The organism is Nitrosomonas sp. (genome assembly GCF_040240425.1).
Taxonomy (GTDB): domain Bacteria; phylum Pseudomonadota; class Gammaproteobacteria; order Burkholderiales; family Nitrosomonadaceae; genus Nitrosomonas.
Window position 1 is genome coordinate 47,082 of sequence record NZ_QPHG01000004.1, and the last position, 16,210, is coordinate 63,291.

Sequence of the window (16,210 nt, forward strand, 5' to 3'; positions counted from 1 at the left end):
ATCACCGGTTGTTCCCTAATGAGCCGCCAGCCGGTTATCGTTGGTGGATGCGCTTTTCTCCACCGCCGGCAGGATAATTGAAATTTGCGCGCCCTGCGGTTTAATATTTTCGATATGGATAATCCCTTCATGTTCTTCAACAATTTTCTTCACAATTGGCAATCCCAATCCGGTTCCCTTGGCCTTGGTGGTGACATAAGGCTCAAAAACCCTGGCTCTGATCTCATCCGAAAAACCGCAACCGTTATCACGCACACTGAGTTGCACCCCGCCATGCACTTTTTCGGTTTTTACCTCGATCACGGGTTGCGGCGTATCAATCAGCGCGTCTTGCGCATTTTGCAGCAAATTATGCAGCACTTGGCGCAATTGTGCCGAATCGCCTTTGATCAGCGGTAAATCATCCCCCAATAGCTGCTGGATTTGCACATGTTTGCTATGCTCAGCCGCCATATTCGCGGTTTCGTAAAGCGACAATACCTCGCGCACCAGCCGGTTAAAATCCAGTTGATGCAATTGCATTTCAGGCACGCGCGCATACTGATTAAATTCATTGACCATCCGTTTCAGGGCTTCCACCTGATTGACAATAGTCTCAGTAGAACGCCGCAATATCTTGGCGTCTTCTTCATTGAGCTTATTGATTAATTTGTGCTGCACGCGCTCGGCGGACAGTTGAATCGGTGTCAGCGGATTTTTAATTTCATGCGCCAGCCGGCGTGCGACCTCACCCCAGGCAACCGCGCGCTGCACTTGCAATAGATTGGTGATGTCATCAAAAACCACCACGCCACCACCGCTGGATACCTTGGGTAAACGCGTTCCTCTCAGCAATAGAACCTGATTACGGCCATCTTCCGAACGCGTCAATTGGCGCTGCCAAACGCCGGTTTCTCCGGAATTAAACCCCTCCTTGATCTCGGCAATCAAGGTATCCAGTTGCGGTTCATTGCTCACACAGCCTTCGATAATCGAACCGTCCAAGCTGATCAGCGGTATTTGCAGGATCTGCTCGGCACTGCGATTGGCCTTGGATAATACTAATTGATCGTCGAATACCAGCACACCCGATGACAAATTCGCCAGGATACTTTCCAAGTGCGCTCTCGCACTCTCGACCGCCTGCTGATTATGCAGTGCTGCTGCGCGCGCTTCTTCCAATTGTTGCGTCATCAAATTGAAGGACTCCGTCAACACCCCCAATTCGTCACGACTTTGCACCAGGTGTCTGCGGCTGTAGTCACCCTGCGCAATCGCCCGCGTGCCTTCCGCCAGCATGCCCAGCGGCGCGCTCAGTTTCTCACTGAGCAAAGAAGCGGTCGCCAATGCTGAAAACAACGATAACAACAAGGCCAGCGTCAAGGTAACACTATACAGCCGGGTCAATCCATGGCGCGACAAAGAAAGTTCCTGGTAATCCTGATAACCGGCCTGCACCCGTTCGGCGTCTTTTGCCAATTGCAGCGGAACCGGCTGCAGCATTTGCAGCATCCGGATATCCTCTTTCAAACTCAGCACATTAACCGGAGCAACGACGCGCAAATACAAGCCTTTATCGGCAATCGACTCAATCGCGCCATACGCTTTCTGCATCCGGATATAGCGCATAACGACGGCATTCGGCATCCCAGGAAATAACGTCAGATTACTCTCGCTGGAAAAAGCGATGACTTTGCCATCCTGATTAAACAAGGTCGCTTCTTCCACTTGCGATTGCAGCAGCAATTCATTCAGCACCAATAAAGGCGGATTAGCGGGATCGGACAATATTAACGCCGTCGCCTGCGCTTTGCGCTGTAACTCTTCCAGCAGATTATCCAGCATGGTATGCCCCAGATTCAAGCCGCCTTCCAGGGCGCGATCCACTTTAACGTCAAACCAGGATTCGATACTCTTCTCAAGAAATTGAACGGACACGGCATACACTAAAACACCGGGAAGTGTCGCCATCATGGAAAAAACCAGCATCAACCGTAACGCCAGCCGGGATCCAAAAACACCCGATTTCAGGCGACGCCTGAACCGCCACAGTAGAAATCCCAGAATCGCCATGAGAAAGATCACAAAGGCGATATTGATGCCTAGCAATAAGCGGTACTTCCGTTCAAAAAACTCGGTATTGGCTCCCGCGGTAGCCAGCAGAAAGAGCATCACAGCCCCCACACCGGCCCCCACAATGAGCACGTATTTCATCAGTGACCTTTAATCTGTACCGGTTCCCCGGGTGTGGGCAGCTTCGTGTGCCATTCCAGTTTATCCGAACTCAAATTCCACTGACTGGAACCCAATGTTTCAACTTGGAACGGTTTTGGCATCCGCGTCAGATCGAGCCAGATTCGCAGCGACGCCACATAATCGGCGTCTGGCTTTAATTCAGTTTTAGCCGTCAACGGAAGATCGCGTATCCGCCCCAATGCTTGCAATGCTTCTTTTAATGAAGAATAACTTTGTGAAAACACCGGATGGTTGAGATGATATTGCCGTGTTAGCGCATAATAGCGCAAACCAACCACAAACTTACTGCGCGCCACCTCTTCATTGAGCTTATACCAGCGCGTGTCCAGCAAGCCGAATTTGGTGACGAAATAAAGCACGATACCTTTCTCAAGCGTCTGTTCCAACGTCTCGTTCAGTGTAATCTCGGAATCCATGCTGATGGTATAACCTTGCTCGGTCGCCGCCAGACTGACAGACTTTATCTGGATACCTTCCGCCCGAGCAACGGACATTGGCGATAGCAAAATCAGTAACAGCAGTACAAGATTGAGGTAGGGTAGCTTTATTCGGCGCACTTGCGGATCAGGCTTTTTGCAGTAGGTTATAGAAGAAGCCATCATGTCGAATATCAGGTAACAGTTGTCCATCCGCCATTGCCGCTGCGGAAAGCGGTAATAAACTTGCATCAGGGTGATGGTTAAGGAATTTTGCAATCTGCATGGCATTTTCTTCAGCAAAAACTGAACAAGTCACATACAGCAACTTACCACCCTTGCTCAAAATTTTCCACAAGGCATGCAAAATTGCTTGTTGAATTTCTGCAAATTTGACCAGATCGCTTTCACGCCGCAACCATTTGATATCCGGATGCCGGCAAACCACTCCGGATGCCGAACAAGGCACATCCGCCAGAATACGGTCATAGTAGCGGCCATCCCACCAGGCATCGGGATCCGACGCATCGCCGCACACCATCTTTTCTGCCGTCATATGCAGGCGCTGCAAATTCTGTTGCACCTGAGTCAATCTTGCTGCTTCATTATCCAGTATCGTCAATGCGACATCGGCCAATTCCAACACATGCGTGCTTTTTCCTCCCGGTGCCGCGCACGCGTCCAACACCCGCATGCCATCATGCACATCCAGAAATGGCGCGGCAAGCTGCGCTCCGGCATCTTGCACCGTCACCAGCCCGGCGCTGAAACCGGGCAGATGCTCCACCGCGACCGGCTGACTCAGTTGCAACGCGCCGGACCAGAGTAGTTCCGCTTGCATCGCTTTTTCTGTCAATAAATCACGATAAGCGGCCACGCTAATTTTGCGTTGATTCACCCGTAACGTCATTGGAGGGCGTTTGTTACCGGCTTGCAGTATTGTGTGGAATTTTTCCGGATATTGCTGCCGCAACTTGTCAATCCACCACTGTGGATACGAGTAAAGTCCATCCTCATGGGTGGCCGCTTGTTGCAACAAGCGCTCACGTTGCCGGATAAAATTGCGCAAGACGGCATTCACCAGCCCTTGCATTCCTTGACCATGCGCCAAGGAGCGCGATGCAGATACGGCTTGATCCACCACTGTGTGCGGAGATGCTTTACTGTACTGCAATTGATACAAGCTCACGAGCAGCAACTGCTGCAAACTTTTATCGCGTAACGGTTTTTTCAGTAACAACGCGAGAATCGCCTGTAATTGGCCGTAAAAACGCAGGACGCCATAACTTAAATCCTGAATGGCGCCCTTTTGTTGTTTTGATAACATGGGATCGGCGCGCCAGACATCCTGCAGCACGCCGGTCAGGCTTGATCCCGTCAACACTTTACCGATTGCGGAAGCTGCCGCCAGCTGCGCCTTAATCATGCGATGCAGCAGCAGGATGATGCGCAGTCATAAAACACTCGCCAGGTTCTATCGGATTGCCAGCCAAAAAATCCGCCGCGCTCATTTTCTTGCCGCCAGGTTTCTGCACCACGGCTATCCGTAACAAACCCGAACCGCAGGCGACCGTGATGCCCGCACGATCCACTGCAACAATTTCTCCCGGCTTTCCTGCATTTCCGTCTAGCGCTTCAGCTTGCCAGATCTTCAGCGCCATATCCCGGAAATGCGCATAGGCGCCGGGATTGGGATTAAATGTCCGCACCATCCGGTCTAGCTGCTGCGCGCTGTGCCGCCAATCAATTTCTGCTTCGGCTTTGGTTATCTTGGCGGCGTAGCAGGCTTGCGTCTCGTCTTGCAGCACGGGAGCCAGTTTTTCCTGAGGCAGCAGCGTCAGCGCCTCAACGATGCTTCGCGCGCCGCACACACTTAATTTATCGTGCAGCGATTGCGTGGTATCGTCCGGCGTAATTTCCACGTTGTGCGCTAACAAAATATCACCCGTATCCAATCCGGCATCCATCTGCATGATGGTGATACCGGTCTCGCGATCGCCCGCCAGAATGGCGCGTTGAATCGGTGCTGCACCCCGCCAGCGCGGCAATAGCGAAGCATGAATATTCAAGCATCCCAGACGGGGAATATCGAGTACCGCTTGCGGCAAAATCAGTCCATACGCCGCCACAACCATCACATCCGCGTGCAGTGCCTGCAATTGCTGTTGAATGCCGTCAGTTTTCAGGGTCAAGGGTTGCAATAATGCCAGATGATGTTGTTCGGCCAGCAATTTAACGGCGCTGGCGGCAGCTTTCATTCCTCTGCCCGCAGGGCGGTCCGGCTGGGTCAACACCATAACAATCTCATGCCCTGCTTGAATCAGCGCATCCAGCGCCGTCGCGGCAAAGACGGGGGTTCCAGCAAATATGATTTTCATGCTAGTGCATCGATTACTTGTTAATTGGGGTGACGGGATTCAATCGTACCAACGAATCGTATTATTGATTCAGAAGATCCGGATGCAGCGCACAGCTTTATTTTATGCCAACATGCGCCCGCTACATGGTACTGCGCTGTTTTTTCTTTAATCTGGCCAAGGTGCGCGATTGCTTGAGCTTTGACCAGTATTCCACAAACACTTTTCCCGCCAAGTGATCCATCTCGTGTTGAATACATACTGCCAATAATCCATCGGCATCCAGAACAAAGGATTCGCCTTGCGCATTCAGCGCTTTCACAGTCACGGATTCGGCGCGCCGCACTTTCCCATAGATGCCGGGTACTGACAGGCAGCCTTCCTCATAGTCCGATAGGCCGTTACTGGCGATAATTTCCGGATTGATCAATACGAGCAATTCATCACGCGTTTCCGATGTATCGATCACAATGATGCGCTCGTGCACATCCACCTGGGTTGCAGCCAACCCTATACCGGGCGCAGCGTACATCGTTTCGGTCATATCTCTTATCAGCGAACGGATTTCATCCGTGACTTGTGCTACGGGAACCGCTACAGTATGTAGCCTTTCATCCGGATATTGTAGTATTTTTAGAATAGCCATGAAAAAAATGTGTAGTTTAACAAACCCAATTTCGCATTTAGACCGTATCATTAACCAATCATTCTGTATGCCTTATCACTGCCTGTGAGATCATCCATGCGAAAGCTTATTATAACTATGATTTTATTTCTGAGCCTGCTTTCCGTCACGTCAATAAAGGCTCAAGAGATCGAATTGCGTAGTGATACGCCCGATTATCATGTGGTCGTACCAGGCGATACACTATGGGGAATTGCTTCCCGGTTTTTGAAAGATCCTTGGCGCTGGCCGGAAATCTGGGGACTCAATCGCTCGCAGGTAAAGAATCCGCACAAGATTTACCCCGGCGATGTTGTCATACTGGAAAAATCACTGCATGGCATCCGCTTACGCCTTTCGGAGGACGATGAATACGGTGTGAAAACCGTTAAATTATCACCGAAAATCCGTACGGAGCAGTCCGGTACTTCGGCAATTCCCAGCATCCCAGCAGCAGCGATCGAACCTTTCCTGAGCCAGCCGCTGGTCATCGAAAAAGACGGCCTCGACAATGCACCGTATATATTAGGCTCAAGCGAGGGCCGGGTTGCTTTGAGCACAGGCAATACCGCTTATGTCAGCGAATTGCCTAAAGATAAGGGTTCGGCATGGCAAGTTTTCCGTCCCGGCAAGGCACTGAAGGATCCGGATCAAAAAGGCGCTGTTCTGGGTTTTGAAGCGACTTACCTGGGAAATGCCAAGGTGAATGCTTTTTCGGATGTCAGCACGGTCATCATCACGCACGCCTCGGAAGAGATCTTGAAAGGCGATCGTTTGGTTCCGGCACCCAATACTATCTTCAATAACTACGCTCCGCATGCACCGGATTTTTCGCTCAACGGAAGAATTATCTCAGTTTATGGCGGCGTCTCCGAGATTGGCCGAGGCGATATCGTCACACTCAACAAAGGTGGGTTGGATGGCCTGGAAATGGGCCATGTTCTGGCTATCTACCGGAGAAGCCAAGCCAAATCGCTCAAAGGGCAAACGGTACAATTACCGGATGAAAGAACCGGATTGGTATTCATCTTCCGTGTTTTTGAGAAAATATCCTACGCATTGGTCGTACAAAGCACGCAAGCCATCAAAGTATTGGATGCCGTCAAAACGCCCTAAAATTAACTCGTATCGTCATGAAACATGCACCGGATCTTGAAGCATGGCTGAGTCTTAATCTGATCGACGGTCTGGGTGACGAATCCATCCGCAGACTTCTGATCGCTTTTGGCAGCCCCGCGGCCATCCTGTCAGCGCATATGAGCACATTGGAGCGCATCGTAAAAAAACCCGTCGCGCAGCGCATTTCGCAAGGTGCCGAGCAACATAAAATCGCCGCCGTGTTCCGCTGGCTGGAGGACCCTGTCAATGCGATCATCACTTTAGCCGATTCCGATTACCCGGCGCAGTTACTCAATATTGACGCCCCACCCCCGCTGCTATATTTCAAAGGCCGGCGGGAGCTGCTGCAGCGCCCGGCGCTGGCCGTGGTCGGCAGCCGCAACGCCACGCCGCAGGGTTTATCCAACGCGGAAGCCTTTTCAGAAGCCGCCAGTAGCGCCGGATTATGCATCATCAGCGGTATGGCGCTGGGTATCGATACCGCCGCGCACCAGGGCGGTTTGCGCGGCTTAGCCTCCAGCATTGCCGTTGTCGGCACTGGCTTGGATATCGTTTATCCGGCAAAGAATCATCCGCTCGCGCACAAGCTGGCAAAAGAAGGCGCATTAATCTCCGAATTTCCGCTGGGTACCCCTGCCATCGGCAGGAATTTTCCGCGCAGAAATCGTATCATCAGCGGTATGAGTCACGGCTGCCTGGTAGTGGAGGCGGCATTACAGAGCGGATCATTGATCACAGCCCGGCAAGCATTGGAACAAGGGCGCGAAGTCATGGCAATCCCGGGTTCGATACATTCGCCCTTGTCAAAAGGCTGTCATGCGCTGATAAAACAAGGCGCCAAATTGGTTGAAAATACCCAGGATATTCTGGATGAATTGAATCATTTACCCTTAACCCGGCATGTGAATAGCGCCGCAGCGAAAGAATTTTCTGTCACAAAGCCAGCCGAAAACACGTTATTACTCAAACACCTAGGTTATGATGTCGTTGATATTGATACGCTCTGTTCGCGTAGTGGCTTGACGGCTGAGGTTGTATCAGCCATGCTATTAACGCTCGAGCTTGACGGTCAGATCAGCAGTTTGCCGGGAGGATGTTACCAGCGGATTCAATCGATGTGATGGCATTAACCGGAAGCACTGATCTGTAAACATACTCGCTTTTTTAGACACAATTATGTTCGATATACTCGTTTATTTATTTGAAAATTTCTTTGACTCGGGCAGCTATCCGGATTCTGCGACATTGACGCGCAAACTGACCATGGCCGGATTCGCCGACGAGGATATCCATGAGACCCTGAATTGGCTCTCGGAACTCGAACGCCATGATATTGGCAATTATCCTGCCAGCTTCGCCGAAAACGACTCTTTCCGCTGCTATACCGAATATGAAATGGAAAGAATCGACACCGAAGGGCGGGGTTTTATTTTCTTCCTTGAACAAGCTCGCATCATTAACCCGCTACAACGGGAATTGTTAATCGACCGTGTACTGGCCATGGATGAAAATTCCTCCAGTTTGGAAAAAATCAAATTGATTGTTTTAACCGAACTATGGATTCAAAATCAGCTGACTGATGATACTGTTCTTGAGAAATTGCTGATCGTCAGCGACTCGCATTACCGGCACTAAGAAAAAAATCCATTTCATATTAAGCCGCATCTGACTCAATGGCTGCCGGAGTGAATACCTCCACTACACTCATTAAATTTTGACCATGTTTGCAACCCTGATACATCAAGTAACCCAAAGGCTGGGAAACACAGTGCCGACGAATGATTTATTTTGGGGAATTAATGAGTAAATCGCTGATTATTGCAGAAAAACCTTCTGTCGCAGCGGATATCGCGCGGGCATTGGGTGGCTTTACCAAACACACGGATTACTTCGAGAGCGATCAATACGTGGTCTCTTCCGCGGTAGGTCATTTGCTTGAGCTTGTCATTCCGGAAGAATATGAAGTCAAGCGCGGCAAATGGAGTTTTGCCAATTTGCCGGTTATTCCGCCACATTTTGATTTGAATCCGATCGAGAAAACCTCCGCGCGGCTGAAACTTCTCAGCAAGCTCATCAAACGCAAAGATATCGAAACGCTCATCAATGCCTGTGACGCGGGACGCGAAGGTGAATTGATCTTTTACTATATTCTGCGCCATGTTGGCACAAGTAAACCGGTAAAGCGCCTCTGGCTGCAATCGATGACCCCTGATGCCATACGCGATGGATTCACCCGGTTACTGGATAATTCGGCTGTGCAGTCATTGGCTGAGGCAGCGGTCAGCCGGTCGGAATCGGATTGGCTGGTCGGCATTAACGGCACACGCGCAATGACTGCGTTTAACTCGCAGGAAGGCGGGTTCCACAAAACGACTGTAGGACGGGTACAAACACCCACATTGGCAATTCTGGTAGAACGCGAAGAAAAAATTAAAAAATTCCGCCCGCAGAATTATTGGGAGATTCACGGCACGTTTGAAGCCAGTAATGGCATTTACACCGGCCGATGGTTTGATGACAAATTCAACAAGGATAAAGCCGCCCAGGAAGCAAAGCCTGAACGGTTATGGGAACAAAAACAAGCTGAGGCTATTCACGACAAATGCCAGGGAAAACCGGGGCACGTTAGCGAAGAAAGCAAACCCAGCAAAGAAATCTGTCCGTTGCTCTACGACTTGACCAGCTTACAACGCGATGCCAACAGCCGCTTTGGTTTTTCCGCCAAGACAACGCTGGGTCTGGCACAAGCCTTGTATGAGAAACACAAGGTGCTGACTTATCCGCGTACGGATTCACGCGCACTGCCGGAAGATTATATCGCCACCGTCAAAGACACCTTGCTCAGTCTCGAAAATACCGATTATGGCAAATTTGCCCGGCAAGTTCTGGCATCCGGCTGGGTTGTTCCCAACAAACGCATTTTCAACAACGCCAAGATTTCGGATCACTTTGCTATCATTCCGACCTCGTTAAGTCCGACCAAATTAAACGAAATCGAAGCCAAACTGTACGATTTGGTCACCAAGCGTTTCCTGGCCATTTTCTTTCCCGCTGCTGAATTTCTGGTCACTACCCGCATCACCCGGGTTGAAAATGAACCGTTCAAAACGGAGGGTAAAGTCATGGTCAATCCGGGCTGGCAAGCGGTTTACGGCAAGTCTGTCAAACCGGATGATCAGGAAGAAGATACAACGCTCGTAGCCATAACGCCCGGTGAATCCGTTACCACCCAGGCGATCGAAATTATCGCCAACCAAACCCGTCCGCCAGCACGATTCAATGAAGCGACACTACTCTCCGCGATGGAAGGTGCAGGCAAACTGGTCGAGGATGAAGAATTGCGTGCGGCGATGAATGCCAAAGGTTTAGGAACTCCGGCAACACGGGCAGCCATTATTGAAGGACTGGTATTTGAAAACTATATCCAGCGCGTGGGCCGTGAACTGCATCCGACAGCCAAAGCGTTTTCCTTGATCACGCTATTGCGCGGCCTCAAGATCCCTGAATTGATATCACCTGAGTTAACCGGCAACTGGGAATCCCAGTTGCGCCAAATTGAGCAGGGCAATCTTAAACGCGCCGCATTCATGGAAAAAATTGCCGAAATGACACGGCATATCGTGGAACAAGCCAAAACGCATCGCGGCGAAACCATTGCGGGGGACTTTGCGACACTCCAATCCCCATGCCCCAAATGTGGCGGAACCGTGCATGAAACCTACAAAAAGTTTCAATGCCAGAAATGCGATTTCGCGCTATGGAAAATTCTGGCGGGCCGTCAGTTTGAAGTGGAAGAGATGGAAACGCTTATTACCCAGCGGGAAGTCGGGCCGCTACAAGGCTTCCGGAGCAAAATGGGACAGCTGTTCAATGCCATGATCAAACTCACCGACACATTTGAGATGAAATTTGATTTTGGCAACAATAATGACAATCATGAAGAAGTCGATTTCAGCGGCCAAACACCCTTAGGCAAGTGTCCGAAATGCGGTCATGCGGTGTATGAACACGGCTTACAGTATGTGTGCGAGAAATCTACCGGCGCTAACCGTACCTGCGATTTTAAAACCGGCAAAATCATCCTTGAACGCCCGATAGAACAGGAACAAATCACCAAACTGCTGGAAACCGGAAGAACTGATCTGCTGACCAAATTCATTTCCAAGAAAGGCAAGCCTTTCTCAGCCTACTTGGTCAGAAATACGGATGGAAAAATAGGTTTCGAGTTTGAGCAGAAAGCGCCCAAGAAAACAGCCGGAACAAAATCTAAAACGAAGCAAGCGGAAACTCCTGCGGCCGACAATACAACCTCATGATATATATTGCGCAGCGCTGGTTTCATATCAGTCCGCCAGCACATCGGAAAGCAGGTGACAAAAAATTTCCGGGCATCAGCATGCGCTAATGCCCCGGACAATTAATACTTCCAATACGGTTTTTTATGTACCATAAAAATTAAGAACGTATTTGAGCACACCGCTGGAACCCATGATAATCATGATGAGTCCGCCTACAATCGCCGTACCCTCAAGAATAATCGATCCGAATGCTCGTGCCGTATTTTCAAACTCTTCCTCACCCATTTCATTTCTGCGTCTCTCTCTACGATTCTTCACCCACAACTGCAACCAGATAGCCACTGGGATCATTAGCAAAGAAAACATTAAAACAATTTCTGCATCTTCCATTCATCAACCTCTTTTATATAAAGTGTCTTTTTCGTAAAAAAGATAGATTACCTCAAACGCGATAGTTTAATAAAGATTTTTCCAAATGCAATAAATCTACCCAAACAATTTCCATAGCACTGGCACTCCCCGAGAATCAATAAAATTACGCTCTCAATATCTTTATGGGATATCATCTTACAATTTTCACTTGCATACACCATGAAATGGCTTGACCTCCCATTTGCCAAGAATGCTCAGGGCACTGTGCAATTACCCGGATCAAAGAGTATCTCGAATCGCATTCTTCTGCTTGCCGCGTTGGCGGAAGGCGCCACGGAAATTCATGATTTATTGGCTTCCGACGACACCGCTCGCATGCTGGACGCACTTACCCGTTTGGGTGTGCCCATCACGCACACAGGCAATAATGATTACACGATCACCGGTGGGGACGGCGTGTTTCCGGTCAAAGATGCCGACCTATTTCTCGGCAATGCAGGAACAGCTTTCCGCCCTTTGGTGGCGGTATTATCTTTGATGCATGGGCATTATCGCTTATCCGGCGTACCACGCATGCACGAACGGCCGATTGCGGACTTGGTCGATGCATTGCGGCAATTGGGCGCAGACATCAATTACCTGAGCAATTCCGGCTTTCCTCCTGTAGAGATCAGACCAGCTGTACTGCTTGACCAGACTGACACTCAAACCGTGACAGTCAAAGGCGATGTTTCCAGTCAGTTTCTTACCGGATTGCTCATGGCACTGCCATTAAGCGGGAAAAAATCCATCATCAATGTATCCGGCACGCTCATTTCCCAACCCTATATTGAATTAACACTGGCGCAAATGCACCATTTTGGCGTGCAGGTCGAGCATTCCGGCTGGCAGCAATTCATCATACCGGCGCAACAAAAATACCGTAGCCCCGGCCACATTTTTGTCGAAGGTGACGCATCGTCCGCTTCGTATTTCCTGGCAGCCGGTGCGATCGGGCATGGTCCGGTTCGCGTCCAAGGCGTGGGCCGCGGCAGTACACAAGGCGATATCCGGTTTGCTGCAGCACTTGAACTGATGGGTGCAGACATAGCGATGGGGGAAAATTGGCTTGAAGCCAGCAACAAGGGAAAATCTCTCCGCGCTATCGATCTGGATTGCAACCATATTCCCGATGCAGCCATGACACTGGCTGTCACAGCGTTATTCGCTGAAGGTACCAGCACGTTACGCAATATTGCCAGCTGGCGCTTGAAAGAAACGGATCGTCTCGCCGCCATGTCAACAGAATTGCGCAAACTAGGCGCGATTGTGGAGGAAGGCGCGGATTATCTGCGCATCACACCGCCCGTACATGGCTTAACTCCCCATGCTGCAATCGATACCTATGACGATCACCGCATGGCCATGTGCTTTGCTTTGGCGTCCTTGGGAGCGCCAGTGCGGATTAACGATCCCAATTGCGTCGCCAAAACATTTCCTGATTATTTTGAGAAATTTTCACAAATAATTCACTCTGAAATGAAATAATCTGCACCCCGCCCATTTAATTCATAACAAAACTGCTGCATGAATACGAATAAGATTCCCGTCATCGCTATCGATGGTCCATCCGCATCCGGTAAAGGCACTGTCGCTCAACTGGTTGCGCGCAAGCTTGGTTTCCATTACCTCGATAGTGGCGCTCTTTACCGTCTGGTCGCATTAAAAACGATGCAGTTGAATACGGATACTCAAAATCCCAGCGCAGTCGCGAAAATTGCCATCCATCTGAATGTCTTTTTTAAGGATGAACACATTTACTTGGACGATACAATTGTCACGAATGCTATTCGTACCGAGCAATGCGGCATTGTGGCTTCCCAACTGGCCGCCTATCCGCAGGTTCGCACCGCGCTTACCGAACGTCAACGCGCATTTCGTCAACCACCCGGGCTAGTGACGGATGGACGTGACATGGGTTCTGTTATCTTTCCCGATGCCGTTCTCAAAATTTACTTAACCGCCAGCGCGGAAGTACGTGCGCAAAGACGATATAAGCAGTTGATAGAGAAAGGAATGAATGCTAATATCGCCGACTTACTGCAAGATATCCAGAAACGGGATGAACGCGACAGCAGTCGCAGTATCGCGCCTTTGCAACAAGAGGTTGATGCCAAATTGCTGGATACGACTTCATTGACCATATCCCAGGCGCAAGATGCAGTTCTCTCCTGGTATAATGACATTCTTGCAAAAACCCGCGTTTGAACACGAAATAAAGCCGCTTTTCCTAACATTCCCGTGCAGAAAAGTAAATGGAGTGATTGTTTCAAACATTTTTACTAACCAACCCAATCCGCAGGATACCCGTCCCGCCGGAATGATAAATCAGGTATTTTTATAATGACTACAGCTTCTACTGCAAACCAGCAATCTCCCGATAGTTTCGCCGCACTTTTTGAAGAAAGCCTCTCGCGCCAGGAAATGCGTATCGGCGAAGTAATCACCGCCGAAGTAGTCCGTGTTGACTATAACATCGTTATTGTTAACGCCGGCCTCAAATCCGAAAGCTTTATCCCGGTCGAAGAATTTAAAAACGATCGCGGCGAAATCGAAGTTAAACCGGGGGATTTTATCAGTGTTGCCATCGAATCTCTCGAAGACGGTTATGGAGAAACACGGCTTTCCCGTGACAAAGCCAAGCGCCTGACCGCCTGGCATGATCTGGAAGAAGCCATGGAAAGCGGTAAGATAGTGACCGGTATGGTCAATGGCAAAGTGAAAGGTGGTCTGACGGCCATGATCAACGGTATCCGTGCCTTTTTGCCCGGCTCTCTGGTGGATATCCGTCCCGTCAAAGACACCACGCCTTATGAAAATAAGGAAATGGAATTCAAGGTCATCAAACTGGACCGTAAACGCAACAACGTGGTCGTATCACGCCGCGCGGTATTGGAAGCGACACAAGGCGCCGATCGTGAAACCTTGTTATCCAATCTGCAGGAAGGTTCGGTTGTTCATGGTATCGTTAAAAATATTACCGACTACGGCGCATTCGTCGATCTGGGCGGCATAGATGGTCTGCTGCATATTACCGATCTGGCATGGCGCCGCGTCAAACATCCTTCCGAAGTCGTCAATATCGGTGATGAAGTTACTGCCAAGGTTCTCAAATTCGATCAGGAAAAAAATCGTGTTTCACTGGGTATGAAACAACTGAGCGAAGATCCGTGGGTTGGTTTATCACGGCGTTATCCGGCACGTACCCGTCTGTTCGGAAAAGTCACCAACTTAACCGATTACGGCGCATTCATTGAAATCGAACAAGGCATTGAAGGATTGGTGCATGTCTCGGAAATGGATTGGACCAACAAAAATGTTTATCCTTCCAAGATTGTGCAGTTAGGTGATGAAGTTGAAGTCATGATTCTTGAGATCGATGAAGAACGCCGCCGCATATCACTCGGTATGAAGCAATGCCAAACCAATCCATGGGAAGAATTCGCCGCGACCCATGAAAAAGGCGATAAAGTTAACGGTCAAATCAAATCCATCACCGACTTTGGCGTATTTATCGGCTTGCCAGGCAACATTGATGGACTTGTGCATCTATCTGATCTGTCTTGGAACCAACCCGGTGAAGAAGCGGTTCTGAATTACAAAAAAGGCGATGAAGTTGAAGCCATGATTCTCTCTATCGATGTCGAACGCGAACGTATTTCACTCGGCATCAAACAAATGGAAGGCGATCCTTTCACCAGTTTTGTCGCTGAACATGATAAAAACAGTATCATCGAAGGCACTGTAAAATCCATTGATGCGAAAGGTGCTGTCATCGCCCTGACCGACGATGTGGAAGGTTATTTACGCGCTTCCGAGGTGTCGCGTGACCGCGTTGAAGATATTCGTACGCACTTGAAAGAGGGCGATAAGGTCGAGACGATGATTATCAATGTCGACCGTAAAAATCGCACCATCAATCTTTCAATCAAAGCGAAAGATAAATCGGATGAATCCACTGCCATGCAAAAAATCAAAACACCAGCCAATGCTGGAACTACCAGCTTGGGTGCTTTGCTGAAAGCTAAAATGGATAGCAAGAATACAGAGCAATAAGGAAAATTCATGACAAAATCTGAATTAATTACTCGACTTGCGGCACGATTTCCGCAATTAGTTACCAAGGATGCCGAGCTCTCAGTCAAAATGATTATTGATGCCATGGCAAAAAGCTTGGCAAAAGGTCAGCGTATTGAGATTCGGGGCTTTGGCAGCTTTGACCTGAATTACAGGCCGCCGCGGATTGGACGGAACCCCAAGTCGGGTGAGAAGGTTAAGGTACCGGAAAAATATGTTCCGCATTTCAAGGCAGGAAAAGAAATGCGCGAACGTGTTGATTACAAAGAAAGGAAATAAAAGATAGCATGGAGAGCGCTGCTGAATTTTTGGAGCGCTCTCTAAGAAAAAAGCGCTAGAATTTCTTCTGGCAAGTTGTAAATTAGCTTTTTTGTCAGTTTATATTAAGACATCTATCAACTCGTAGGCAAACTCATCATGATCAATCTAATTACCTGGCTTTTGCGTATTGCAGTCTTTGTTATTCTCGCCGTATTTGCTTCAAAAAACTCCCAGTCTGTTGTACTTCAATATTATCTGGATCAATCTCAATCCATTGAGCTTCCCTTGAGCGTAGCACTGTTGATTTTCTTTGCGTTGGGTGTGCTCATTACTGCTTTGTTTGTTCGATGCCGCTGCCATAACCAATAATCC

General features: G+C 49.3%; 15 protein-coding genes. 9 read left to right on the forward strand and 6 right to left on the reverse strand.

Going from position 1 to position 16,210, the window contains the following annotated elements; translation table 11 throughout:
- Window positions 1-15: 15 nt before the first annotated feature.
- The 5 genes from DU481_RS02230 to def form a co-directional block, all read right to left on the reverse strand.
- Window positions 16-2,193, reverse strand: coding sequence for an ATP-binding protein (locus DU481_RS02230; protein WP_350132029.1), 2,178 nt, complete (start codon window positions 2,191-2,193; stop codon window positions 16-18).
- Window positions 2,193-2,864 carry a DUF4390 domain-containing protein gene (locus DU481_RS02235; protein WP_350132031.1) on the reverse strand — a complete coding sequence of 224 codons (672 nt, stop codon included), beginning with the start codon at window positions 2,862-2,864 and terminating at the stop codon, window positions 2,193-2,195. Before DU481_RS02235 ends, DU481_RS02230 begins: the two co-directional genes overlap by 1 nt.
- Window positions 2,800-4,077 (reverse strand): 16S rRNA (cytosine(967)-C(5))-methyltransferase RsmB, encoded by a 1,278-nt coding sequence (gene rsmB, locus DU481_RS02240; RefSeq protein WP_350132033.1) that lies wholly within the window; start codon window positions 4,075-4,077, stop codon window positions 2,800-2,802. Before rsmB ends, DU481_RS02235 begins: the two co-directional genes overlap by 65 nt.
- The gene (gene fmt / locus DU481_RS02245) at window positions 4,070-5,029 is read right to left on the reverse strand and encodes a methionyl-tRNA formyltransferase (RefSeq protein ID WP_350132035.1); all 960 of its coding nucleotides are present in this window, start codon (window positions 5,027-5,029) and stop codon (window positions 4,070-4,072) included. The genes rsmB and fmt overlap by 8 nt, the downstream gene beginning before the upstream one ends.
- A 121-nt stretch (window positions 5,030-5,150) precedes the next feature.
- A complete protein-coding gene (def, locus tag DU481_RS02250) occupies window positions 5,151-5,654 on the reverse strand; it encodes a peptide deformylase (protein WP_090317556.1) in 504 nt (167 codons plus the stop codon).
- 96 nt (window positions 5,655-5,750) lie between these two features.
- On the opposite strand from def, the gene DU481_RS02255 reads away from it, so the two are divergent.
- From DU481_RS02255 to DU481_RS02270, 4 genes are all read left to right on the forward strand, one after another.
- The gene (locus tag DU481_RS02255) at window positions 5,751-6,788 is read left to right on the forward strand and encodes a LysM peptidoglycan-binding domain-containing protein (RefSeq protein WP_502889903.1); all 1,038 of its coding nucleotides are present in this window, start codon (window positions 5,751-5,753) and stop codon (window positions 6,786-6,788) included.
- A gap of 17 nt (window positions 6,789-6,805) precedes the next feature.
- Window positions 6,806-7,912: a DNA-processing protein DprA gene (gene dprA, locus DU481_RS02260; RefSeq protein WP_350132042.1), complete on the forward strand. Its 1,107-nt coding sequence runs from the start codon at window positions 6,806-6,808 to the stop codon at window positions 7,910-7,912.
- Between the two features lie 55 nt (window positions 7,913-7,967).
- Window positions 7,968-8,426 (forward strand): Smg family protein, encoded by a 459-nt coding sequence (locus DU481_RS02265; RefSeq protein WP_350132045.1) that lies wholly within the window; start codon window positions 7,968-7,970, stop codon window positions 8,424-8,426.
- Window positions 8,427-8,590: 164 nt separating this feature from the next.
- On the forward strand, window positions 8,591-11,107 hold the full coding sequence (locus DU481_RS02270) for a DNA topoisomerase III (protein ID WP_350132048.1): 2,517 nt from the start codon (window positions 8,591-8,593) through the stop codon (window positions 11,105-11,107).
- A 123-nt stretch (window positions 11,108-11,230) separates the two neighbouring features.
- On the opposite strand, the gene DU481_RS02275 is transcribed toward DU481_RS02270, so the two are convergent.
- Window positions 11,231-11,479 carry a hypothetical protein gene (locus tag DU481_RS02275; protein ID WP_350132051.1) on the reverse strand — a complete coding sequence of 83 codons (249 nt, stop codon included), beginning with the start codon at window positions 11,477-11,479 and terminating at the stop codon, window positions 11,231-11,233.
- Window positions 11,480-11,680: 201 nt separating this feature from the next.
- Between DU481_RS02275 and aroA the strand changes: the two genes are divergently transcribed.
- From aroA to DU481_RS02300, 5 genes are all read left to right on the forward strand, one after another.
- The gene (gene aroA / locus DU481_RS02280; protein WP_350132054.1) at window positions 11,681-12,988 is read left to right on the forward strand and encodes a 3-phosphoshikimate 1-carboxyvinyltransferase; all 1,308 of its coding nucleotides are present in this window, start codon (window positions 11,681-11,683) and stop codon (window positions 12,986-12,988) included.
- 39 nt (window positions 12,989-13,027) lie between these two features.
- Window positions 13,028-13,708, forward strand: coding sequence for a (d)CMP kinase (cmk, locus tag DU481_RS02285; RefSeq protein WP_350132057.1), 681 nt, complete (start codon window positions 13,028-13,030; stop codon window positions 13,706-13,708).
- Window positions 13,709-13,843: 135 nt separating this feature from the next.
- Window positions 13,844-15,556 (forward strand): 30S ribosomal protein S1, encoded by a 1,713-nt coding sequence (gene rpsA / locus DU481_RS02290; protein ID WP_350132060.1) that lies wholly within the window; start codon window positions 13,844-13,846, stop codon window positions 15,554-15,556.
- A gap of 9 nt (window positions 15,557-15,565) precedes the next feature.
- Window positions 15,566-15,856: an integration host factor subunit beta gene (locus tag DU481_RS02295; protein ID WP_090317579.1), complete on the forward strand. Its 291-nt coding sequence runs from the start codon at window positions 15,566-15,568 to the stop codon at window positions 15,854-15,856.
- Between the two features lie 138 nt (window positions 15,857-15,994).
- Window positions 15,995-16,207 carry a lipopolysaccharide assembly protein LapA domain-containing protein gene (locus DU481_RS02300; protein WP_350132064.1) on the forward strand — a complete coding sequence of 71 codons (213 nt, stop codon included), beginning with the start codon at window positions 15,995-15,997 and terminating at the stop codon, window positions 16,205-16,207.
- Window positions 16,208-16,210: the final 3 nt, after the last annotated feature.